At 72.4% G+C, this 21828-nt stretch carries 20 protein-coding genes; 13 read left to right on the top strand and 7 right to left on the bottom strand.

What is annotated here, in order from left to right:
* Positions 1-152: 152 nt before the first annotated feature.
* The 6 genes from ABD327_RS11240 (at position 153) to ABD327_RS11215 (ending at position 3885) form a co-directional block, all read left to right on the top strand.
* On the top strand, positions 153-356 hold the full coding sequence (locus ABD327_RS11240) for a cold-shock protein (protein WP_344450242.1): 204 nt from the start codon (positions 153-155) through the stop codon (positions 354-356).
* Between the two features lie 145 nt (positions 357-501).
* Positions 502-909: a nuclear transport factor 2 family protein gene (locus ABD327_RS11235; RefSeq protein ID WP_344450241.1), complete on the top strand. Its 408-nt coding sequence runs from the start codon at positions 502-504 to the stop codon at positions 907-909.
* Between the two features lie 171 nt (positions 910-1080).
* A complete protein-coding gene (locus ABD327_RS11230; protein ID WP_344450240.1) occupies positions 1081-1773 on the top strand; it encodes a hypothetical protein in 693 nt (230 codons plus the stop codon).
* A 524-nt stretch (positions 1774-2297) separates the two neighbouring features.
* Positions 2298-3029: a hypothetical protein gene (locus tag ABD327_RS11225; protein WP_344450239.1), complete on the top strand. Its 732-nt coding sequence runs from the start codon at positions 2298-2300 to the stop codon at positions 3027-3029.
* Between the two features lie 50 nt (positions 3030-3079).
* Positions 3080-3451 carry a roadblock/LC7 domain-containing protein gene (locus ABD327_RS11220; protein ID WP_344450238.1) on the top strand — a complete coding sequence of 124 codons (372 nt, stop codon included), beginning with the start codon at positions 3080-3082 and terminating at the stop codon, positions 3449-3451.
* Complete coding sequence (locus ABD327_RS11215; RefSeq protein WP_344450237.1) at positions 3451-3885, top strand: hypothetical protein; 435 nt, start codon at positions 3451-3453, stop codon at positions 3883-3885. The genes ABD327_RS11220 and ABD327_RS11215 overlap by 1 nt, the downstream gene beginning before the upstream one ends.
* Before the next feature lie 119 nt (positions 3886-4004).
* Here ABD327_RS11215 and ABD327_RS11210 read toward each other — a convergent pair whose 3' ends face one another.
* Positions 4005-4562 (bottom strand): TetR/AcrR family transcriptional regulator, encoded by a 558-nt coding sequence (locus ABD327_RS11210; protein WP_344450236.1) that lies wholly within the window; start codon positions 4560-4562, stop codon positions 4005-4007.
* A gap of 74 nt (positions 4563-4636) precedes the next feature.
* Between ABD327_RS11210 and ABD327_RS11205 the strand changes: the two genes are divergently transcribed.
* From ABD327_RS11205 to ABD327_RS11195, 3 genes are all read left to right on the top strand, one after another.
* The gene (locus tag ABD327_RS11205; RefSeq protein WP_425547087.1) at positions 4637-5050 is read left to right on the top strand and encodes an organic hydroperoxide resistance protein; all 414 of its coding nucleotides are present in this window, start codon (positions 4637-4639) and stop codon (positions 5048-5050) included.
* A 155-nt stretch (positions 5051-5205) separates the two neighbouring features.
* Entirely contained in the window at positions 5206-6585 is a 1380-nt protein-coding gene (locus ABD327_RS11200) for an NAD(P)/FAD-dependent oxidoreductase (RefSeq protein WP_344450234.1), read from the top strand.
* 7 nt (positions 6586-6592) lie between these two features.
* Positions 6593-7123, top strand: coding sequence for a hypothetical protein (locus ABD327_RS11195; protein WP_344450233.1), 531 nt, complete (start codon positions 6593-6595; stop codon positions 7121-7123).
* Here the strand turns inward: ABD327_RS11195 and ABD327_RS11190 are convergent.
* The 5 genes from ABD327_RS11190 to ABD327_RS11170 all read right to left on the bottom strand — a co-directional run bounded on the left by ABD327_RS11190 (position 7083) and on the right by ABD327_RS11170 (position 13509).
* Positions 7083-9938: an AfsR/SARP family transcriptional regulator gene (locus ABD327_RS11190; protein WP_344450232.1), complete on the bottom strand. Its 2856-nt coding sequence runs from the start codon at positions 9936-9938 to the stop codon at positions 7083-7085. The genes ABD327_RS11195 and ABD327_RS11190 overlap by 41 nt on opposite strands.
* A 200-nt stretch (positions 9939-10138) precedes the next feature.
* A complete protein-coding gene (locus ABD327_RS11185; protein ID WP_344450231.1) occupies positions 10139-11386 on the bottom strand; it encodes a hypothetical protein in 1248 nt (415 codons plus the stop codon).
* Positions 11383-11880, bottom strand: coding sequence for a SigE family RNA polymerase sigma factor (locus ABD327_RS11180; RefSeq protein WP_344450230.1), 498 nt, complete (start codon positions 11878-11880; stop codon positions 11383-11385). Before ABD327_RS11180 ends, ABD327_RS11185 begins: the two co-directional genes overlap by 4 nt.
* A 135-nt stretch (positions 11881-12015) precedes the next feature.
* Positions 12016-12801, bottom strand: a complete 786-nt coding sequence (locus ABD327_RS11175; protein ID WP_344450229.1) for an enoyl-CoA hydratase/isomerase family protein — start codon at positions 12799-12801, stop codon at positions 12016-12018.
* Between the two features lie 114 nt (positions 12802-12915).
* Positions 12916-13509, bottom strand: coding sequence for a helix-turn-helix domain-containing protein (locus ABD327_RS11170; protein ID WP_344450228.1), 594 nt, complete (start codon positions 13507-13509; stop codon positions 12916-12918).
* A gap of 81 nt (positions 13510-13590) precedes the next feature.
* Between ABD327_RS11170 and ABD327_RS11165 the strand changes: the two genes are divergently transcribed.
* Positions 13591-14643, top strand: coding sequence for an NAD(P)/FAD-dependent oxidoreductase (locus ABD327_RS11165; RefSeq protein WP_344450227.1), 1053 nt, complete (start codon positions 13591-13593; stop codon positions 14641-14643).
* Positions 14644-14656: 13 nt separating this feature from the next.
* Here ABD327_RS11165 and ABD327_RS11160 read toward each other — a convergent pair whose 3' ends face one another.
* Positions 14657-15352, bottom strand: coding sequence for an ABC transporter permease (locus tag ABD327_RS11160; protein ID WP_425547094.1), 696 nt, complete (start codon positions 15350-15352; stop codon positions 14657-14659).
* Positions 15353-15638: 286 nt separating this feature from the next.
* On the opposite strand from ABD327_RS11160, the gene ABD327_RS11155 reads away from it, so the two are divergent.
* Genes ABD327_RS11155 through ABD327_RS11145 form a run of 3 tightly spaced genes read left to right on the top strand, consistent with a single transcriptional unit; the run spans position 15639 to position 21810 of the window.
* Positions 15639-17195 (top strand): TIGR02677 family protein, encoded by a 1557-nt coding sequence (locus ABD327_RS11155; protein ID WP_344450225.1) that lies wholly within the window; start codon positions 15639-15641, stop codon positions 17193-17195.
* Positions 17192-18421 carry a TIGR02678 family protein gene (locus ABD327_RS11150; protein WP_344450224.1) on the top strand — a complete coding sequence of 410 codons (1230 nt, stop codon included), beginning with the start codon at positions 17192-17194 and terminating at the stop codon, positions 18419-18421. The genes ABD327_RS11155 and ABD327_RS11150 overlap by 4 nt, the downstream gene beginning before the upstream one ends.
* The gene (locus ABD327_RS11145) at positions 18418-21810 is read left to right on the top strand and encodes an SbcC/MukB-like Walker B domain-containing protein (protein ID WP_344450223.1); all 3393 of its coding nucleotides are present in this window, start codon (positions 18418-18420) and stop codon (positions 21808-21810) included. The genes ABD327_RS11150 and ABD327_RS11145 overlap by 4 nt, the downstream gene beginning before the upstream one ends.
* Positions 21811-21828: the final 18 nt, after the last annotated feature.

Raw genomic sequence — 21828 nt, 5'->3', positions numbered from 1 at the left:
ACCCATGAATCTTTGTGTGCGCCTGACGGGATGTAACCCTCGGGCGCATTTTTGTTCTAACCGGTCATCTCCGGATGGGGCTCATCACGGCGACGCGGAATCCGCAAAGTGCGGACTCCGGTTTTGCCCCCCATTTATCAAGGGAGATCGACATGGCTACAGGCACCGTGAAGTGGTTCAACTCCGAAAAGGGCTTCGGCTTCATCGAGCAGGACGGCGGCGGCGCCGACGTCTTCGCCCACTACTCGAACATCGCCAGCCAGGGCTACCGTGAGCTGCAGGAGGGCCAGAAGGTCTCCTTCGACGTCACCCAGGGCCAGAAGGGCCCGCAGGCCGAGAACATCGTTCCCGCCTGACGCAGCACACGCAAGACACGGCCGGGGTCCGCACCTTCCGAGGTGCGGGCCCCGGCTCGTTCTGTTCCCGGCGGGCGCGCCGGGGGGTCTTCCACTGAACGGGACGGCGCGGCGCCCGGGAGCACGGGGCGGCTAGAAAAACCCGATGGACGACCGACACCAGATCATCGAGCAGCTCAACCGGTTCGCGGCGGGGCTGGACGGCAAGGACTGGGAACTGCTCCGAGGGATCCTCGCCGAGGACGCGTACGCCTACAGCCAGAAGGGCCGGGACGCGATCATCGGTACGGTCCGGGGGCACATCGGCGGGTGCGGGGCCACACAGCACCTGCTGGGGAACCACCGGATCGAGGTCGACGGCGACGGCGCGCGGTCCCTCACCTACGCGCGGGTCTACCACGAAGGGGCAGGCGACCACGTGGGGAGCTTCTTCGAGTGCCTCGGCGAATACGAAGACCACTGGACGCGGACCGGGGACGGATGGCGGCTGTCCTACCGGAAGTTCGACATGCGCATCCGGATGGGCGACTTCGCCGTGCTGCAGCCCGGCTGAACCTCCTCGGCGCGGCATCCCGGCTCGGGGCGGGCACGATCTTTGCATCCTCTTTTCAGCCCGGCAGGTGACTTTGGGCGTTATCTGGGCTGTTGTCAGGGCATGGGGCTATGAGTGGTGCCCGGGACGGGGCGCCACCGTCATGTGTCGTCGGGGGAAAGGGAAAAGACCATGCCATCTCGCTCGCGGAAGCCGACCTGGAAGTTGAGCACCCCGGAGGGGCTGGCCCGCGCCCACGGGATCTTCAACATCGTCGGCGGCGCGTGGCCGCTGGCGCACCGGCGGAGCTTCGAGGGGTTCTTCGGCCCCAAGGAGGAGGAGTGGCTGCAGCAGACCACCGGCGCCCTGCTGGTCGCCGCGGGCTGCGGGCAGGTGCTCGCCGCGGGAGAGCCCGGCGGCCCCGCCCACGCCCGCAGGGCGGGCCTCGGCACGGCCGCGACCCTGCTGGCTATCGACCTGATGTACGTGCCCAGGGGCCGGATCCGCTGGACCTACCTGTTGGACGGCGTTCTGGAGGCCGCCTGGATCGTCGCCTGGCTCCGCATGGGACGCAGGATCCGGCTGGACGAGGCGGTCGAACGGCGGGCGATGGAAGCACCGGCCGGCGTCGAGGAGGCGGAGTCCCCCGGAAAGGTCACCGCCGAACACGTCGAGCGGCTGCTGGACACCCATGAGCCCGGCGCGGCCCTGGTGGCGGTCGGCGGCAGGATCGAGGTCGTCCCCTCCGCCGAGTCCTCCGGCGGCCTGGTGGTGGCCGAACGCGAGGAGGTCCTGCGCATCCTTCCCGCGGGCGACCGTTCCCCCGCGGCCCTCCAGCGGATGGCCCGCACCCTGGACACGGCCTTCTCCGAACTGGGCGGCTGACCCGGTCGGCGGACGCCTGCGGGCATCCGTGCCGGCACGGATGCCCGCAGGCGTCCGCTCCACCCCCTCCCCGACCTCCCGCACGACCCGCGCGTGCGAAACCGGCCCCGCCTGCCGCAGAAGATCCCCTTCGCTCACGCCTGGAGCCCCCGATCGGGACGTCCGCGACGCGGTGCGGCACTCCTTCACCCGGACCAGCGCCCCGGCCTGTGACAGAGGCTGAACTCGGAGCGTGCCATAGGTCAGATACCTACTGGTATGTATCTGTTTTCGGGTAGAGAATTTTCCTCTTGTAATGATTTTCTGCATTTCTCGGGAACTGTCTTACTTTGGCTGGTAGAAATGCAGCCCAGTCCATCGAGTCGTGAATCGAGGAAGAGCTGTCCACTGCCGAGCGGTTCTCCGACCGCGCCGGGCACCGGTTGCTTTACGGCGCGCTCGCCAGATGCGGGGAGACCCGGATGACCGGGACATTGCATGTTCAGGGGAGGCCCGGAGGGGTCTTCCACTACCGGAGGGGGCGCGTGGTCGCGGTACGGACGCCGGGAGCTCCGGGGCCGGAGACCCTGCTGACGCGCACCGGGCGGATCGTGCCGCCGGAAGGGGGCGGAAGGGGTGGGGAGGAGAACGGGGTCAGGAAGGTCGGGATCGCCGAACTCGAGGTCGTCCGGATGGTCTCCGCCTATGACGCCGCCTTCGCGATCATCGCGGGGAGCGTGGAGGACTGCATGCTGCGCGCCGGGGACGAACCGCAGGCGCAGGAGCAGGCGCCGGGGTGGGGGGAGGATCCCGGAAGCCTGGTGCGGGAGGCGCTGCGGCGGGCGGACGCGCTGATCGCGCTGCCGCACGCCGTCCTGCCGCACGACGACCTGGTGGCCGTGGCGGCCGGGGTCGACCGGGAGGCCGAGGGGGGAACGCCGATCAGGCGGGAGATCCTGCTCCTGGCGGACGGGCGGAGGACGTGCCGTGACATCGCCTACGCCACGGCCCACGGGGTCTACGCCGTGGCGGTGGAGGTCTCCCGGATGCTGGGGGACGGCCTGCTGGAACGGGCCGTGCCCGGGGAGCCGAGGCTCGGAGGGGCGGGGGAGGGGCCGATCCTGCCCCGGCGGCCCGTCGTGGAGGGCGCGGTTCTCGATCCTCCGCAGGCGCTTCCCCGGAGGACGCCGGGGGGCGGCGGCGTGATCCCCTCACGGACGGAGAAGCGCGCCAAGAACTGGGCGGACTTCGCCCGCTTCCGTGATTTGGCTAAATGACATCGAACCTCCGAAGACAAACCAAAGGTGCACTTTCAGGAGGAATGGCTATGAACAATGAGCTGACCGCGGAGATGCTGGGCCTGCGCAAACGGGTGGTCGGGGTCACCGGCTCCCTGGTCGCGACGATCGACGGGCTGCTCGTCGCCTCGGACACCGAGGAGAGCGTCGCGGCCGACCACCTGGCCGCCGTCGCCGCGGCCGGTCTGAGCATCGCCCGCCGCACGGTGGAGGTCACCGACCGCGGGGCCTTCCTCCAGACCATGATCCAGGGCCGCAAGGGCTGCACCGCCGTCTACGCCGTCGGCGACATGGCGCTGATGGTGGTCCTGGGCGACGAGGGCCTCGACATCGGAAGCCTGCACGGGCAGTCGCGCCCCGCGCTCGAACGCATCGGCTCGATCCTCACCGAAGGAGAATGATGGGAATGCCGCAGAAGCGGACGACGGGCAATTTCTCGGACCAGATCCAGAGCCTGGTCAAGGAGATCAGGACCGAGACGCCCGACTGCGTCGCGGCCGGAGTCGTCGACATGGCCACCGGGATGCTGCTGGCCTACGAGACGGTCGACAGCCACCCGACCGAGGTGCTGGACCTGCTGGCCGGCGCCACCCTCGACCTCTTCCAGGGCCGCACCGTCCTGATGATCGAGGACGTCTTCAAGGAGCGCCGCGGCGTCGCGTCCGACCAGCACTACTTCCAGGAGGTGCTCGTCAACAGCAAGCACGTGACGCACCTCTTCCTCCGGATGATGAGCCAGCAGGACGTGGTCGTCGTCGTGGTGTGCGGCAAGTCCGTCAACGTCGGGATGCTCTTCGCGCAGGCCCGCCGAGTGATCGCCCAGTACGCGGCGTGACGTGAGCGCGTTCCGGCAGTGCCGGAACGCGCTCACGTCTTTCCGAACTGCACGAATCCCGACCCGTAGGCGACGTATGACGGCCTGCGTGCATCCGTGACGCGCGTAGCCAGGACCTTCTACAACGCGCCTTGGGCGCGTGTGTCCAGGAGCCCGCGCAGGGAGGCCAGGGCGCTCGCGCGCACCCGCTCCGGGGAGTCGAGCGCGCCGCTGACGGCCACTCCGTCCCGCAGCAGCAGGAGCTGGTGGGCCGTGGGCCCGGGGGAGGGGTGGCCGGTCTCGACCAGGAGCCCGTGCATGAAGCCGGTGAACCAGGTGCGGTAGTCGGCGACGATCGCGCGGACGGGGTGGGCGGGGTCGGCGAACTCGGCGGCGGCGTTGAGGAACGGGCAGCCGCGGAAGCCGGGCGCCGAGCCGATCTCGGCGAGCTTGGAGAAGACCGTCTCCAGCTTGGCGCGGCCCTCGCCGGGCATGGCGGGCAGCGCCACGCGCTGCAGGTCGTACTGCTCGGTGAGATAGGCGCAGACCAGGACGTCCTTGGCCTTGAAGTGGTGGTAGAAGGTGGCCTTCGCCACTCCCGCCTCCGCGATGATCCTGTCGATGCCCACGGTGTGCACGCCTTCCGCGTAGAAGAGGCGTGTCGCGGTGTCGAGGATCCTCCGCCGGGCGTCTTTCATGCCTTGACTTTACCAGACAGACCTGTCTACTTTGAGGCGAGCCCAATACAGACAGGTCTGTCTAGGAGATGAGCATGAACCCCCTTTACACCGCGATCGCCACCGCCTCCGGCCGCGACGGCCGCGCCGTCAGCAACGACGGGAGACTGGACGTCACCGTGGCGATGCCGAAGGAGCTCGGCGGCGACGGCCTCGGCACCAACCCCGAGCAGCTCTTCGCGGCCGGCTACGCCGCCTGCTTCGCCAGCGCCATGAAACTGGTCGCCGGCGGCATGGACCTCGACGTCTCCGACGCCTCCGTCACCGCCGAGGTCGGCCTCAAGGCCAACGGCTCCGGCGGTTTCGCCCTCGACGTCGTGCTCCGCGCCGAACTCCCCGACACCCTCTCCGCCGAGGACGGCGAACGCCTCCTCGAGGCCACCCACCAGGTCTGCCCCTACTCCAACGCCACCCGGGGCAACATCCCCGTCTCCCTCGTCCGCGAGTAGCCGCCCCGAGTCCGGACGGGAGGGCAAGCCGGTTCCAAGCCGTTGCCAAGCGGGCGGACCGAAGCTCGTCCAGGGGAGGTCCGGTCGGCCGACTACGGAGGATCGGCCGACCGGACCAGACCGGAACGGGCAACGTCTACTCGTAAGGGGTCGTCATGGAAGGGCACGGACAGGACGGGACGGGGCACGCCGTCGTCATCGGCGGGAGCATCGGCGGACTGCTGACGGCGCGTGTGCTCAGCGAGAGCTTCGCCCGGGTGACGGTGGTCGACCGGGATGTGCTGACCGACGAGGCGGCGCCCCGGAAGGGAGTGCCGCAGGGGCATCACACGCACGGGCTGCTGGCCAAGGGGGGCGAGATCCTCAACGAGCTGTTCCCGGGGCTGACGGCGGAACTCGTCGCTCTCGGAGCCGTCGAGTGCGACTCGCAGAACGACTGCGTCTGGCACAACGACGCGCGGAGGCTGCACCCGGCGCCCTCGGAACTGCGGGGACTGGCGGTGAGCCGGCCAATGCTGGAGCACTACGTGCGGTCGCGGGTGGCGGCGCTCCCGAACGTCGAGATCCGCTCGCGGCGCGAGGCCGTGGGGCTGCTGCCGGGCACCCGAGGAGTCGGCGGGGTGAGGTTGCTGCCCGTGGGCGGCGAGCACGAGGAACTGGCGGCCGAACTCGTCGTGAACGCGGCCGGCCGCGGCAACCGCGGCACCGCCTGGCTGCGGGAACTGGGATATGAGGCGCCGGAAGAGGAGCGGGTCGACTCCGGGCTGGTCTACGTGACACGGCAGTACGAGGGACGTCCCGGGGACTCCGAGGCCACCGCGATCCTCGTCGCGCACAGCACCGCCTCGCCCCGAGGCGGATTCGCGATCAGGGCCGAGGGGAACCGCTGGCTGATCACCGTGCTGGGCATGGGAGACGACGTCCCCTCCACCGACCCGGACGAGTACGAGCGGTTCGCCGAAGGGCTGCCGCTCCCGGACCTCCACCGGCTGATGCGGAGACTGGAGCCGATCGGGGCGCCCAGGCTGATGCGCATCCCGACCAGCATCCGGCGGCGTTACGAGCGGCTGCGGGACTTCCCCGAGGGCTACGTGGTGCTCGGCGACGCCCTGTGCCAGTTCAACCCGTCCTACGGCCAGGGCATGACGGTCGCCGCGTGCGAGGCGGTCGCTCTGCGCGAGGCGCTGCGCGAGGGCGTCGAAGGCGTGGCCCGCAGGTTCTTCCCGCTGGCCGCCAAGGTCATCGACGTGCCCTGGGACATGGCGGTGGGCGCGGACCTGCGCTTCCCGCACATCGAAGGACGCCGCACGCCACGGGTGCGGCTGCTCAACGCCTACATCGCCCGCCTGCACATCGCGGCCGAGGCCGATCCGGTGGTCGGCAACGCCTTCCTTCGGGTCACGAACCTGGTCGCCCCGCCGCAGAGCCTCTTCGCGCCCCGGATCCTGGCCCGGGTAATGCGCCGCCGCCCCGCCGCGGCACCCGTCGCCCGTGAGCCCCAGGTCCTCGTCGGCACGGCGGCCCCCAGCGAATGAGCCGGCCATGACCCCGGACGAGGAAGTCGTGACGGCCGCTCTCAAGGCGTCCGACACCGTGTACACGGTGCCGGCGCTGCGGGAGGCGGCGGCGCTGCTCGGTGGCCTGTACGCCGCCGGGGACGGCCACGGCGTCCACCCCGATGACCGGGCCGGGCAGGGCGCGGACCTGCCCGGCACCGCACTACGCACCATCACGGCGCGCTACCGCCGCGCGTACGCCCACTGCTCCCCGTGCCAGATACAGGACCTGTACCGGCGGATGGAAACGGAACTGGCCGAAGCCGGAATCCCGTCCGAAGGCCGGTACCGGGGACGGCTGCTGCTGCCCCGCTTCGCCGAGACCCCGCCCTGGGGCTGGTCGGGCGAAGCGGCACTGACGATCGCCTTCTCCAACGGCGACGGCTGGACCTTCCAGCTGGCGCAGGAGCGCACACCCGTCATCGACGTCGTGGCCCCGTCGGAGGCCGCCGTCGCGGAACTGGCCGCCGAACTCCTCACGGGCCGCCGACGAGATCCGGTGTTCCTCCGGCCCTGACGCTCGACTCGGCGAGCAGGGCGTTGGCCTCCTGACGGGACAGCCGGCGTCCCTCCGCCAGCAGGCGCTCGTACTTCTCCGGAGGCAGCGACTCCCGTACGGCGGCGGCCTCCCGCGGCCCGTCGAAGGGGTCCATCACCTCGGGCGAGAAGCCGACCCGCCTGCCGACGGCGTCGACCGCGCCCATCAGCAGGGCGGCCCGCCCGCCCTGCCCGGCCACGGCGAGCGCGTGCGCGGAGGTGTGCAGCAGCACCAGCCACGACGTGACGTCCACGTGGCGTTCCAGCATGTCGAGCAGTTCTCCGGTGAGCGCCAGCGCGCGGCGGCCGTCGCCGTGGTCCAGGGCGGTCTTCATGGACGACCAGACCGCCGAGCCCATCGCCCAGTCGTGACCGCAGGCCCGTCCGACGGCGACGGCCCGCGCCAGCACGTCCGCGCTGGACGGGTCGCCCAGAACCCGGCCGATCATGCCCTGGACCATCAGGGCTTCGGTCGTCAGCCACTGCTCTCCGCTGCGCCCGGCCACCTCGACCGCGTGGCTCAGCAGAGCCGGAACGTCGAGGTGCGCTCCGGCCAGCACTCCCATGTAGGGCTTGTAGAGGGCGGCCAGGGCCTCGGTGACCGGGTCCCCCGCCTGACGGGCCTCCTCCTCGGCCACGAGCGAGGTCTCGTAGGCCTCCTGGAACCGGCCTTCCAGATAGAGCAGGCCGCCGAAACCCGCACGGGCGCGCGCCCGGACGCCGGGGTCGGCGTCGGGGGCGAGGGCGAAAGCGTCCGCGAGCCACGACAGGCCCTCGGCGATATGCCCCTTGCGGTACCAGAACCAGTAGAGGGCACCGGCGAGGCGCAGCATGTACTCGCCGTCGCCTTCGGCCGCCGCCGAGGTGAACGCGGTACGGATCTCGGCCTGCTCCTCGCCGAGCATCGCCAGCAGGTCGGCCGCCTCCGGGCCGCGCAGCCGCCGTTCGGCGGCCTCCGCCCTGGCCAGAACCCACGCCCGGTGCCGCCTCCCGGCCGGGGCCAGGTCCTCGGGGTCCAGTCCCCGCAGCGCGTATTGGCGGAGGGTCTCCAGCATCCGGTAGCGGCGCGGGGCGGTGCCGGGCTCGACGGCCAGCAGCGACTTGCGGACCAGCGCGGCCAGGGGAGGCAGCACCGGGGAGACGCCCGCGACCGCCCCCGCCGCCTCCAGGTCGAACGGGCCGGCGAACACGCCGAGCCGGTGGAACAGCCGCCGCTCGGCGGGCTCCAGCAGCCGGTGGCTCCAGGCGACGGTGTTCTCCAGGGTGCGGTGGCGGTCCGGACCGGACGGGCCGCCGACGAGCACGTCGAACCCGTCGTGCAACGCGTCGGAGATCTGGGCGACCGACAGCATCCGGCACTGGGCCGCGGCCAGCTCGAGGGCAAGGGGGATCCCGTCCAGCTTCGCGCACAGCGCGACGACCCCTGCCCGCTCCGCGTCGTCCGGGGCCCAGCCGGGCAGCGCCGCCGAGGCGCGCCGCAGGAACAGTTCGGCCGCGTCGCCAGCCGGGTCCAGGGGCTGGACCTCGTGAACGGCCTCACCGGACAGGCCCAGCGGCTCCCGGGAGGTGGCCAGCACCCGAAGGCCGCCGCAGCGGGACAGCAGCACCGCCACCGTCTCGGCCACCGGGGCGACCAGATGCTCGCAGTTGTCGAGCAGCAGCAGCGTCTCCCGGTCGGCGAGCACTGCCGCGAGCTGCTCGGCGGTCGCCGTGCCGGGGATGCCGAGCGCCGCGGCGACGACGGAGGGCAGCAGTCCCGGTTCTTGCATGCCCGCGAGCTCCACCAGCCACGGGCCGTCGGCGTCCCGGCGCAGCCTCGCGGTCTCCAGGGACAGGCGGGTCTTGCCGACGCCGCCCGGCCCGGTGAGGGTGACGAGCCGGTGCTCGGCCAGGAGCCGTCCGGTGAGTTCGAGGTCCGGTTCACGGCCGACGAAGGCCGACAGCGAGAACGGCAGGTTCCCGGAATGCCCCGAAGCCGCGGCCGGAGGCGCCGATGGGGGAGAAGAACGCGGGCGCGGCGCCTCCACCGGGTCCAGACGGGTGTCCTGCGCGAACATCGCCGACTCCAGCGAGCGCAGCGCCGGTCCGGGCTCGATGCCCAGCTCGTCGGCGAGGCTGCGGCGCACGGCCCGGAGCGTCGCCAGCGCGTCGGCCTGCCGCCCCGCCCGGTACTGCGCCAGCGCCAGCAGCTCCCAGCCGCGCTCCCGCAGCGGGTGCTCGCCGACCAGCACTTCCAGCGGCCCGACGGACTCGGCGGGCCGGCCCAGCTCGATCATGGCGGCGAGCCTGTCCTCCCGCACGCCCGCCCGAAGGTCCTCCAGCCGGGCCGCCTCCGGCACGGCGAACCCGGCCTCGGCGAACTCCGCGTAGGCGGGCCCCCGCCACAGCTCCAGGGCCCGGCCCAGCAGGTCCTCGGCCTTCTCGTGCTCACCGGCCTCCATGGCCCGGCGCCCCCGCGCGGCCAGATCCGTGAAGCACTCGGCGTCCACATCGGCGGGCGCGGCCCGCAACGCGTAGCCGGGCCCCTCGCGCACCAGCAGCCGTCCGGGCGCCCGCACCTCGCGCCCCGGCTCGAGGGCCTTGCGCAGCTCGGAGACGTAGGCCTGCAACGTCGTCGGCGACGGAGGGGCCAGCCCCTCCCACACCGCCGACACGATCTGCTCGGCGGACACGACCCTGCCGCGTGCGATCAGCAGGACGGCGAGCACCGCCCGCTGCCGAGGCCCGCCCAGCCGCGCCGGCCGGCCGTCCACCTCGGCGCTGACAGGCCCGAGAACCCCGAAGCGCACCACCACCGGCCACACCCCTGTTCTCCCGGTAGGAGCAGGATAGGAGCGGTTTTCCTCACCGAACAAGAGAGACCGTCGTATCGCGAGGGCCTCGCCTGTCCACGATCGGCCACGACCGGAAGCCCGCGCCCCGCCGCACGGCACGCGGCGGTCCGCTGGAGACGGACCGCCCGGTCTCCTCCGCGTGACGAGGGACTCCGGCCGGTTCAGTCGCGCAGGGGAGTGGCGCTCCATTCGGAGACCGGCCCGTCGATCAGCGTCATCCGCTGGAACAGGCCGACCAGGCCGCCGGACGGCTTCAGGATCTCCGACGCCCAGTCGGGGCCGGGCGTCACCACGTCGATGGACACGGTGGGGTCGACGGGCACCTGCGCCTCGGTGTACAGGCACACGTCGGAACGCTTGACCCCGTAGACGCAGAGCACTTCCGAACCGACCATCTTCCGTTGCCGCTCGGCGGTCTTCCGTTGCTGCTCGGTGATCGATTCCCAATCCGGTGAGGCCGTTTCCCCCCGGCTGTCGAGCACGGCCTGGAGCCGGGTCTCGGTGCCCGCGAAGTGGTAGGCGGGATGTCCGTCGAGGGTCGTATTCGGCTTGGGCGCGCCGCTGAGACCCGCCGGGGTGATCGCGACGCGGAGGCCGTGCCGGAAGGAGACGATGACCTTCCTGCGGGTCAGCTCGCGCGTGTCGGTGATCTCCATGCTCAGCGTCCAGAGCTCAGGGGGAAGGCCGGTGATCTGGAACGGCAGGGTCAACTGCCGTTCGGTGAGGTCCAGGCCGTCGACGACCCTGCGCAGCAACCCGGTGACCTCCTCGGAGGTCTTTCCCCCGAGTTGGCGCATTCCGATTTGCGCCCACAGATTCTCGGCGTACTGGAAGCGCATGAGGAAGAGGGTGAACGGCTCGCTTTCCTTCTTTTCCGAGCCTACGGTGGTGTCTTTCAGCTTCCCCCATTGCGCGGTTCTGCCGTGAACGGGATCTGCATCCCAGATTTCGACGTCCACCTTAGGGCCCCACTCCCAGGGGAGGTCCTGCGCGGGTTCGCGGAGGACCATCATGTCGATGGATGCTTCTTTCGCATCAGAAGAACGGGCGATCATGCTGTACGAGCCGTTCCCGTAGTTCTCCAGGGCCCCGACGAAGCCGGGGGGAAGCCACCCGAAAGACACCGGCACGGTCCACCGGTTCGACTGCGCGTCGTCCTGGCCCCCCTGCGCCGGGGCCACCGTCTCCGCCTTCTGGGGCATGGCCAGTCCCACCGCGGCGGCCGTCACCGCCGCCGCGGCGAGCGGGGCGACGATTCTCGTGAGGCGGCGGTTGCGGACGGCGCGCCGTCCCTGGACCCGGGCGCGGGCGATGTCGGCGCCGGGGGCCGCGCCCTCGTCGTCGGCGAGGAGCCGCAGCGCCGTCCGCAGGCCGCCTTCCAGCTCTTCGTTCAGGTTCGGGTCGGTCATGTCGGGTTCCCTTCGAGGCGGGGTTCCAGGAGGCGGCGCAGGGAGGCGAGGGCGCGCGAGGTCTGGCTCTTGACGGTGCCCGCCGTGCAGCCGAGCGCGGCGGCGGTGTCGTCCACGGACAGGTCGCAGTAGAAGCGCAGCACCACGGCGGCGCGCTGGCGCGGCGGCAGGGAGGCGAGGGCGGCGCGCAGGTCCTCGGCCTGGTCGAGGTCGGCGCAGGGTCGCGCCGTCTCGGGGACCTCCCGGGTGACCGCGACCCGCCGCCACCAGGAGGTGCGCTGCTCGCCGAGGAACACGTGGACGAGGACCGTCCGGGTGTACCCGTCGAGGTTCTCCACCTGGGAGACCCGCGGCCAGCGCACGTACAGGCGGGTGATCGCGGTCTGGACCAGGTCGTCGGCGCGGGCGCGGTCCTGGCACAGCAGGAAGGCGACCCGCGTCAGCCAGGCCAGGCGTGACGAGACGTAGGCGGTGTATTCGTCGTCGGAACTCACACCGGCCCTTTCCGTTGGGGGTGATGCCCTCCTAATGTCGCCGGTCGCCGTCGAGGTTGCATGGGAAAGGAAAAGGGCCGGTCGTCGCGGTTCGCGGCGACCGGCCCGGAGCCGGTTCTCAGGTCGTCCGGTGCGTCAGGACTGCCCGCTGGGGAACTGCGGGGCGCGCTTCCCGAGGAAGGCGGCGACGCCCTCCCGGCCGTCGGGGGCGGCCGCGCAGCTGCGGATCGACAGGGTCTCCTTGCGCAGGGCGCCCTCGGCGAGCGGCGTCGCCTGCTCGCGCAGCAGCCGCTTGGTCGCCACCTGCGCGGTGCGCGAACCCGCCAGCAGCGTGGAGACCACCCTCTCGACGGCGGCGGGCAGCTCCTCGTCGGGGTGGACCTCGGCGACGAGCCCGGCGGCCTGCGCCTGCTCGGCCGAGAGCCGGGGGTTGAGCAGCGCCATGTGCAGGACCCGGTGCAGGCCGAGCGAGGCGGTCAGCAGGGAGGTGCCGCCGTCGGGGGAGAAGCCGATGCCGGTGTAGGCGAGGGTGAACCTGGCCGACCGCGCGGCCAGCACGACGTCGGCCGCGGCGGCGAGCGCGACCCCGGCTCCGGCGGCCACACCCGTGACGACGGAGACGACGACGGCGTCCATCCGGTACAGCTCGCTGACGGCGTGGTGCAGGGTCTCGGCGAGGTCGTCCAGGAAGTCCTCGACGTTCTCGGCGGAGCCGAAGCCGCGGATGTCCCCGCCGACGGAGAACGCCTTCCCCTCGGCGGCCAGCACGACGAGCCGGACGTCGTCGGCCTTGGCCCGGCGTACCGCCGCCAGAAGGTCGGCCGCCAGCCGCGGGCTGATGGCGTTGCCGTCCTCGGGCGAGGCGAGGGTGATCCGGGCGGTGCCGTTCTCCGCCTCGTAGCGGACCTTCGTGGTGCTCATCTGGGCTTCCTCATCGGGAGTCGGGGCGGCCGTTCGGCTCGGGCACGGGCCTTCGAACGATATCGAGCCCCGTTCGGCGGAATTCGGGCGGATGCTCCTCAGGCTCCTCCGGTGTCACTCGCGGGAGGGGCGTGCCCGGACGTGCATGCGTTCGCCCTGGGTGCCGAAGATGCTGAGGAACTCGACGGGTTCGCTGTCGGCGCCGGCCCAGCTGTGCGGGGTGCGGGTGTCGAACTCGGCGGCCTCGCCGGGGCCGAGGACGAGGTCGTGCTCGCCGAGGTGGAGGCGCAGCCGGCCGGAGAGGACGTAGAGCCACTCGTAGCCCTCGTGGACGCGCTGTTCGGGTGGGGCGACGGGGCCGTCGGGCCGACCGGGCATGATCTGCTTGTAGGCCTGCAGACCGCCCAGGTGGCGGGTCAGCGGGATGTAGGTCATGCCGTAGCGGGTGAAGGGCCGGGGCCGGATGCGAGGGTCCCCGGTGGGAGGGGCGCCGACGAGGTCGTCCAGGGGGACGTCGTAGGTCCGGGCCAGGGGGAGCAGGAGCTCCAGGGTCGGCCTGCGCCTGCCGGACTCCAGCCGGGAGAGGGTGCTGAGGGAGATCCCCGTGCTCTCCGCGACCTGGGCCAGGGTGAGGCCGCGCCGTTTGCGGGTATCGCGCAACCGGGGGCCCACCGCGTCGAGGACTCCCGAGAGATCGTCTTCTGCCATGCCTCTATTTGCCGGTATGGCAAGAAAGTTTGTCAAATGAAAGGGACTGGGCGCACCATCCCCTTGAGGGAAGGAAGCCAGATGAGCGAAGAGATCCAGAACGCCTCCGGCAGCGGAGAGCGGCGGTACGACGTCGTGGTCGTCGGCGGGGGCGCCGCGGGCCTGAGCGGGGCGCTGACCCTGGGCAGGGCCCGTCGCTCCGTCCTCGTGGTCGACGCCGGACGGCCGCGCAACGCCCCGGCGGAACACGTCCACACCTACCTGACCCGGGAGGGGACGTCGCCTTCGGAGCTGCTGGAGACCGGCCGCGCGGAGGTGGCGGACTACGGCGGCGAGATCATGACGGGCGAGGCCGTGGCGGCCGAACGCCTGGAGGACGGGGGGTTCCGCGTCGTCCTCGCGGACGGCTCCGCGGTCCTGGCCCGCAGGCTGCTGGTGACCACCGGCCTCGCCGACGGGCTGCCTCCGGTGCCGGGCGTGCGGGAGCGCTGGGGCCGTGAGGTCCTGCACTGCCCGTACTGCCACGGCTGGGAGGTGCGCGACCAGGCCGTCGGCGTCCTCGCCACCGGGCCGATGGCCGTTCACCAGGCCCTGCTGTGGCGGCAGTGGACGGAGAAGGTGACCCTGTTCTCGCACACCGCCCCCGAGTTCGGGGACGAGGAGTACGAACGGCTCGCCGCCCGGGTGATCAGGCTGGCGACCGGCGAGGTGACGGGGCTGGAGATCCGGGAGGACCGGCTCGCCGGCGTCCGTCTGGAAGGCGGCCGCTTCGTCCCCTGCCAGGCCGTGGTCGTCGCCCCCTATCTCGACGCCCGCTCCGGCCTCCTGGACTCCCTCGGCCTGGAGTCCGTGGAGCAGGAGATGTCCGGCCACGCGTTCGGAAGGCACATCCCGTCCGACGCCGCGGGCGCGACGTCCGTCCGGGGCGTCTGGGTGGCGGGGAACGTCACCGATCTGACCGCCCAGGTCATCGCCGCGGCGGCGGGCGGCGTCCGCGCGGGCGCCGCCGTCAACGCCGACCTCATCGCCGAGGAGACCGACCACGCCGTCGCCGCCCGCGAAGAGCTCTTCTCCGCCCAGCTGGAGGAGGAGGTCTGCGAAGGGGTCCTGGGCGATCGCCGCCACGGCCTCTGACCGGGGACGCCGATCAGGCGGCGCCCGGCTCGACGAGGGGCGCACGGGCGATCAGTTCCACGGTGGCGGTGATCGCCAGGGACTGGGCGGCGAGCAGCCCGAGGAGGACGACGAGCTGCACCGCGGCGGCCTGCTCGGGCGGCGCCCCGCCCAGCAGCATGCCGATGAAGGCGCCGGGCAGGGTGACGAGCCCGACGGTCCGCGTCTGGTCGAGGGCCGGGAGCAGGGCCTCGAAGGCGGCGGGGCGGCAGATCTCCAGGACGGCCTGCCGGTCGGTGAAGCCGATGGACAGCGCCGCCTCCACCTCGCCGCGCCTGGTGCGCAGCTCGTCCAGGCAGNGGCGGCCCGACAGGACCGTCGCGGTCATGGTGCCGCCGATGAGGATGCCCGCCACCGGGATCAGCGCGAGCCCGCGAAGGGGGAGCAGTCCGCTGGCGAGCAGCAGTGCGAGCACCGGGAGGGTGCCGCCCAGCAGGGGGAGCACCGCCCATTTCGGCCGCCCCAGCCGGAACTCGGCGGTCCAGGCGGCGACGGCGTACATGACGGCAATGAACAGCCCGGTGGCCCACAGCCGCTCCACCGCCAGCGCGATGACGGCCGAGACGGCCGCGAGCTGTACCGCCGCCCGCGCGCCGGCCGTGAGGATCGCGCGTCCGTGCCCCAGCCGCGCCGCCCCCGAGACCCCCGCGGCGAGCAGGAGGAGGAGCACGGTGACCGTGATGAGCACGGGACCGAAGGGGAACAGGATGTCCACCCTTTGATCATGGCACCGTCCCGGAACCGCGAGAACTGCGTGAACTGCGAAGACACGGTGAAGTGGGAGGCGGGACGAGGTGTCGGGTCGGCGGGGGGCGTCCGCCGCGAGCGGGGTGGCCCGGGCTCGCACAGGGGGCGGTATCCCCAGTTCAGAACCGATGAGAAGAGTGAATCGGAATATTTACATGTAAGCGCGTCGAGTCCTGATTCGGTGCTTTTGCTTGGCGTAGCATTCGGGCTTGGCGGTCGAGAGGGGGTGCGCGGTGGCAGGGGTGCCTCGAGTGCCGGGCGAGATGTTCCGGTTCGCCACCACGGAGAAAGCCGAGCTGCACACCGCGGTGCTGTGGGCCTTCGGCGAGGCCGGCGAGCGGCTGGTGGCCGCGTTGACCGTCGAGCAGGTGCTGGAACGGCTGCGGGCGGCCGGGTGGTATCTCGCGTTGGAGGTCGGCGAGCTGAGCGGCGTGCTCGACAGCCTTGTGCAGTGGGGGCTGCTGGACGTGGTCTTCAACCACTCCGGCGACTTCGCGACCGCGGAGGAGTACGAGCGCAAGAACCTCCAGTACTCGCTGACCCGGCGAGGAGAGGCTGCGTTCGCGGGAGCGCAGCACGCGCTGTCGGTGCTGAACTCCACCGGCGCGTTGCAGACGGCGGTCCTGGACGCGATCGCCGACCGTCTGAACGAGCTCGGAACACTGCTGGACGACGCCGACAGGAGCAAGGACCGGCGTATCTTCTCCGCGTTGCAGGAACTCGAAGGGCACCTGGAGGCGTTGCGGGCCGGCGCCACGGGCTTCAACAGCGAACTGCAACGGCTGATGCGCGTCGAAGGAACCGATCTGGCGACCTTCCACGAAGTGAAACGCGAGACCGTCGGCTACCTCCAGGAATTCGTCACCGACCTGGAGTCACGCGCGAACACGATCACACGAGCATTGGCGGCCGTGAACGCGCACGGCGTCGACACCCTGCACGGACGCGCTCTCTCCGGAGCCGGGCTTCCCCCCGCGCACGGCACCGACCCGTCGGCCGCCTGGCTCAGCGCGCGCGCCGTCCACTGGGAAGGACTGCGCGACTGGTTCGACCCCGAAGACGGCGGCATGCCGCAGGTGACGCGGCTGCACGACGTGGCCCGCCGCGCGATCGTGTCGCTGCTCCAGGTGCTCGACCGCATCACCGACTCGCGGCGGCGGTCCTCGAGCGTGGCGGGGGACTTCCGGACGCTGGCCCGCCGCTTCGCCGCCGCGCCTTCGGAATCGGAGGCCCACCGGCTGTGGGCGGTGGCGTTCGGGCTCGGCTCGTCCCAGCACGCCCACCTCGGCCACGAGGACGCCGAGCTCATCCCCACCGGGATCCCCTGGGAGCAGGCGGCGCCCGTCCGGGTGTCGGCCCTGCTGCGCGAAAAGGGCAAGACCGAACGCATGGGACGGCCCGGACGCGTCCGCGACGTCACTGCGGTACGGGCGGAGCGTCGGGTCCGCGCCGAACGGGAACGCGCCGAACTCGAAGCGGCGTGGACGGAGCTCGCCACCCGCGGGCCCGTCCGCCTGTCGTCCTTCGGAACCCTCGACCACGGCGCCTTCGGCCGCCTCCTGGAGCTCCTGGGGCGCGCCCTCGCGGAGCGGGCGGACGCCGAGGGGGCGCGCCGCGCCGTCACCTCCGACGGGAGGGCCGAGGTCGTCCTCCGCCCTCCGGCGGACGGCGCGACGGCCGAGCTGCGAACGTCGCGGGGACGGCTCCGGGGCCCGGACTACCTCATCGACGTGCGGGTCTCCGGAAGAGCGGCGGCCGACGCGTGAGCCGGCCCGGCAACCAGCTCGCCCGCACCGAGCGCGAGGAGATCGCCCGCGGGATCAGGCTGCTGCTGCGCGACCCGCTGATCTCCGTCCACCTCGACCCGGCCGGATTCGACCTGGTCCGCAAACGCCGGCAGCCGCTCACCGCGTGGTTCGACTACTACTGCGGCTGGCGGCTCGTCGTGGAGCCCCGCCACGGCTACGCGCGCCTCATCAAGGTCCGGGGCGACGCCGGCCCGTCACGTCCCGCCAGACGGCGCCGCGGCGGCCGGGCCCCGTTCGACCGCCGCCGCTACACGCTGTTCTGCCTGGCCTGCGCGGAGCTGCTCGCCACCCCCGTCACGACCATCGGGATGCTCGCGCGGAGCGTCGTCCAGGCCGCCGCGGCCGAGACGGGTGTCCCGGAGTTCGACCCCGTGCGCGCCGACGAGCGGTCCGCTTTCGTGGACGCCCTGAAGCTGCTGGAGCACTACGGCGTGATCGCCGCCACCGACGGCATGACGGACGCCTACCTCAAGGACGTCGACGCCAAGGTCCTCTACCGGGTGGACACCACCCGGATCATGCGCCTGCTGGCCACGCCCGTCCCCCCGTCCCGGACCGGGGACGACGACGGCTGGCCCGACCCGGCGGAGCTGGCCGTGGAGAGCCGCTACGGCTCCCCGCCGGGCGCGGAGCCCTTCGACCCCTCGGTGAACACGGCGAACGCCGAGCCCACGGCGAACCAGCGCGCCCTCCGGGCCCGCCACTCCCTCCTCCGCCGGCTGCTGGACGACCCCGTCGTCTACCGCAAGGAGCTCACCGGCGACCAGACGGCCTTCCTGGCCTCGCACACCGGCCGCAGGACCGTGCGGGAGGCGGCCGAACGGGCCGGGTTCGTCCTGGAGGAGCGCGCCGAGGGCCTTCTGCTGGTCGACGCCGAGGGCCTGGCCACCGAGACGAGGTTCCCCGACGACGGCAGCCCCGCCCAGGTCGCCGCCCTCCTGCTCCTGGACCTCCTGGCCGCGCAGGGCCCCCTGTCGACGATCAGGCTCAAGCAGGAGCTCGACGCCATCCTGGAGCGCTTCCCCGGCTGGGCCAAGGCCTACCAGTCCGAGGGAGGCCCCGCCCGCCTGCTCGACGACGCCCTCGACGTCCTGGCCCTCTTCGGCCTGGTCCACCGCACCGAGGGCATGACCCTCCCCCTGCCCGCCGCCGCCCGCTACCGCGTCGCTTTGGAAACCCCTTGACTCAACCCCGCTGGACGCCGACGCGCGCCGGAATCCTCAACCTCTGGCGCTACTACGACGAGATCTTCGAGTTCCACAAGGGGCGGCTGCTGCTGCGCGGCCCCAACGGCAGCGGCAAGTCCAAGGTGCTGGAACTGCTGCTCCCCTTCGTCCTGGACGGGAGCCTCAAGGCGAGCCGCCTGTCGACGTTCGGGGGCACCGAACGCACCATGCACTGGAACCTCATGGGCGACGGCGCGACCGGGACGACCCGTGCGGGCTACGCGTGGGTGGAGTTCCGGCACACGGACGGGAGCCTGTTCACCTGTGGGGCCCGGCTCCAGGCCACCACCCACACCACGACCGTCACGCCGTCCTACTTCACCACCGACCTGCGCGTCGGGGACGGGCTTTCGCTGACCACCGAGACCGGCCAGCCGCTCACCCGCGCCCAGCTGGAGACCGCGCTCGGCGGGCACGGCACCGTCCACGACTCGGCCGACGAGTACCGGACGCTGGTCCGCCGGACCCTCTACCGGGGGCTCAGCGAGGCGCGCTACGACTCCCTCCTGGCCGCGCTGCGCCAGCTCCGGACCCCGAAGCTGTCCGAGCGGCTCGACCCGGGACTCCTGTCGGACCTGCTGTCCAGCGCGCTGCCGCCGCTCGGCGAGGGGGAGATCCACGAGATCGCCGAGGGCTTCGAGCGGCTCGACCGCCAGCGCACCGAACTGCGCGCCCTGGACGAGCACGTCGAGGAGGCGGCGAGGCTCGCCGCCGCGCAGAAGACCTACGCCCGGAGGGTGCTGTGCGCCGCCGCGCACACCGTGCTGGACGCGGTCGAGGCCACGGAGGGCGCCGAGGGCGAGCTGAAGGCCAAGCGCGAGGCGCTGCGGGCCGCCGAGGAGGAGCAGGAGGAGGTCGCCGGCGCGCACGCCGAGACCGACGACCTCGTCAAACGGCTCGAGGCCAGGGTCGACGGGCTCAAGGAAAGCGATGCCTACCGGGCGGGCAGCGACCTGTCCCGGCTCCAGGTCGAAGCCGGCGAGGCCGCCCGGCTGGCCGGAGAGCGGCGGAGAAGGGCCGATGACGCGGCCCGCGACGCGGCGAGGAGGGAGGAGGCCGCGGAACGGGCCCGCCAGGAGCTGTCCGAGGCCGAAGGACTCCTCGCCCGCGCGGAGGACGACGCCTCACGCATCGCCCAGCACTCCGGTCTGGAGACCGTCTACGAGGAGCTCCGGGGGACGCCCGGGCTCGCGCGGGCCCGTACGCTCCTGCGCGCCGCGATCAGCACGCGGGCCGCCCAGATCCGGGAAGTGATCGCTCAGGCCGAGGCGCACGCGCATGCCGTGCGGCTGCGCACCGAGGCCGAGCACGACCGCGACGAGGCGCTGGAACGCCTCGCCTCCGCCAAGGAGACGGCCGCCCGGGCCAGGACGGCGCGCGACGAGCTGGGAAGCGACCTGGCCGCCGCCTACACGGCCTGGGCGGAGAAGTGCGTCCTGCTGGAGCTCGACGGCTCCGCCCTCGCCGCCGCGGCCGAGGACACGGCCGCCGTGGAAGCGATGATCGGCACCGCCCGCGACAGGACGCTCGACCGCCTGGCGGCCTCCAGGCTCGACGCGCTCATCGCGGATCTGAGGACGAGGCCCGCGGAGCACGGGACCGTCCCCTTCTCCCTGGCGGGCGAGCGCGAGGCCCTCGCCGCCGAGCTCGACGCCAGGCCCGCCGCGAGGCCGTTCGAGGACGCGTTCCGCGAGCTCGACCGGGCTGAGCACCTCGTGGCCGACCGGGAGGACGCCGCCGGCGTCCGGCAGGAGAACGTCAAGACCCGGGAGAAGGAGGTGGCGGCGGCGTCCCGCAGGCTCGGTTACACGGGGGCCAAGCTCGGCCTGCCCACCTCCCGGTTCGAACTCGACCTGCTGGACGCGGCCCGCAACAAGGCCGACGAGGCGCTGAACGCCTGGCTCGACGCCAGGGAGCGCGCCCGCGCCGCCGCGGAACGCGGGGAGGTCGTCGAGGAGACCGCCGGGGCCTACCTGGACCTGGCCGCGCGGGCCGAAGCCGAGGCCGAGGAGGCCGAGGCCGCGGCGGAGGCGCTGAAGGAACGCCACGCGGCCGTCGACTCCGCTCTGAACTCCTCCCACCGCGAGATCCTCCAGAACATCCAGACGGCGCTGGAGGAGCGCCGCGCGGGCCGCGCCCGGTTGAAGGACCTGGCGGAACGGAGGACCGGGCTCAAGGTCGCCATCGGGGTGCTGGCCAACGAGACCGCCGCGCTGGAGGTCCGCCGCGCCGAGACGGCCGGGGCCCGCGACCGGGCCGCCGCCCGCTTCCACCGCCTGACCCGCGGCCACCTGCTCACCGACGCCCGCCTCGACGTGGCCGCGCCCGGCGGCGAGCTCGGGGCGGTGACGGCGGCGGCGCGGGCCGTCGCCGAACGGCTGCCGAAGACGCCGCACGGGCCCAAGCAGGTCCGCGAGGCCGAGACCGCCCTGCAGGAGGCCTACCACCACGCGAGGGACGTGCTGCAGACCCGCGCCGACCTGGAGCTGACCCCCGACGAGGACGTGCGGATCCTCACCGCCGTCGTCGGCGGCATCCGGCTCGGCATCGCCGCCTTCGAGCAGGCGCTGCGCGCCGAACGCGACGAGCGCAGCTCCGACATCACCGACTCCGAGCACGAGCTGTTCGACCGGACCCTGGCGGGGGACACCCGACGGCATCTGGCCGAACGGATCCGCCAGGCCACCGAGCTGGTGGCGGGGATGAACGAACGGCTGCGCAGGGTGCGCACCGCCTCCCGGGTGGCGGTCGAGCTGGTCTGGCAGGTCGACCCCCGCAAGCCCGCCGAGACCAGGGAGGCGCGCGGGCTGCTGCTGCGCGACCCCAAGGAGGTGGACGAGGCCGACCGGGCCGCGCTGTACCGCTTCTTCCGCGGCCTGCTCGACGAGGCGAGGGCCGACGACACCGCCGCGTCCTGGGAGGAGCAGCTGCTCAGGGTGCTGGACTACACCGCCTGGCACCAGTTCGTCGTCCGGCTCGACCGGGGCGACGGCAGGGGCCGGCACGAGCTCACCCGCAAGCTGCACGGCGCGCTGTCGGGCGGGGAGAAGGCCATCGCCCTGCACCTGCCGCTGTTCGCGGCGGTGGCGGCCCACTACGAGGCCGACCCGGGCTGCCCGCGGTTCATCCTGCTCGACGAGGTCTTCGTCGGCGTCGACCGGGCCAACCGCGGCCAGGTCTTCCAGCTGCTGGTGGACCTCGGCCTGGACCTGGTGCTCACCTCCGACCACGAGTGGTGCGAGTACCGGGAGCTCGACGGCATCGCCGTCCACGTCCTGCAGACGGGCGACGGAGACGACGCCGTCACCACCACCCGGTTCGTCTGGGACGGCGAGCGGACGGAGTGAACCGCGCCGCCTGAGGCA

The organism is Actinocorallia aurantiaca (assembly GCF_039533685.1).
Classification (GTDB): Bacteria; Actinomycetota; Actinomycetes; order Streptosporangiales; family Streptosporangiaceae; genus Actinocorallia; species Actinocorallia aurantiaca.
The sequence above is the reverse complement of the archived record's forward strand: the minus strand, read 5'-3'. Positions and strand labels throughout refer to the sequence as shown.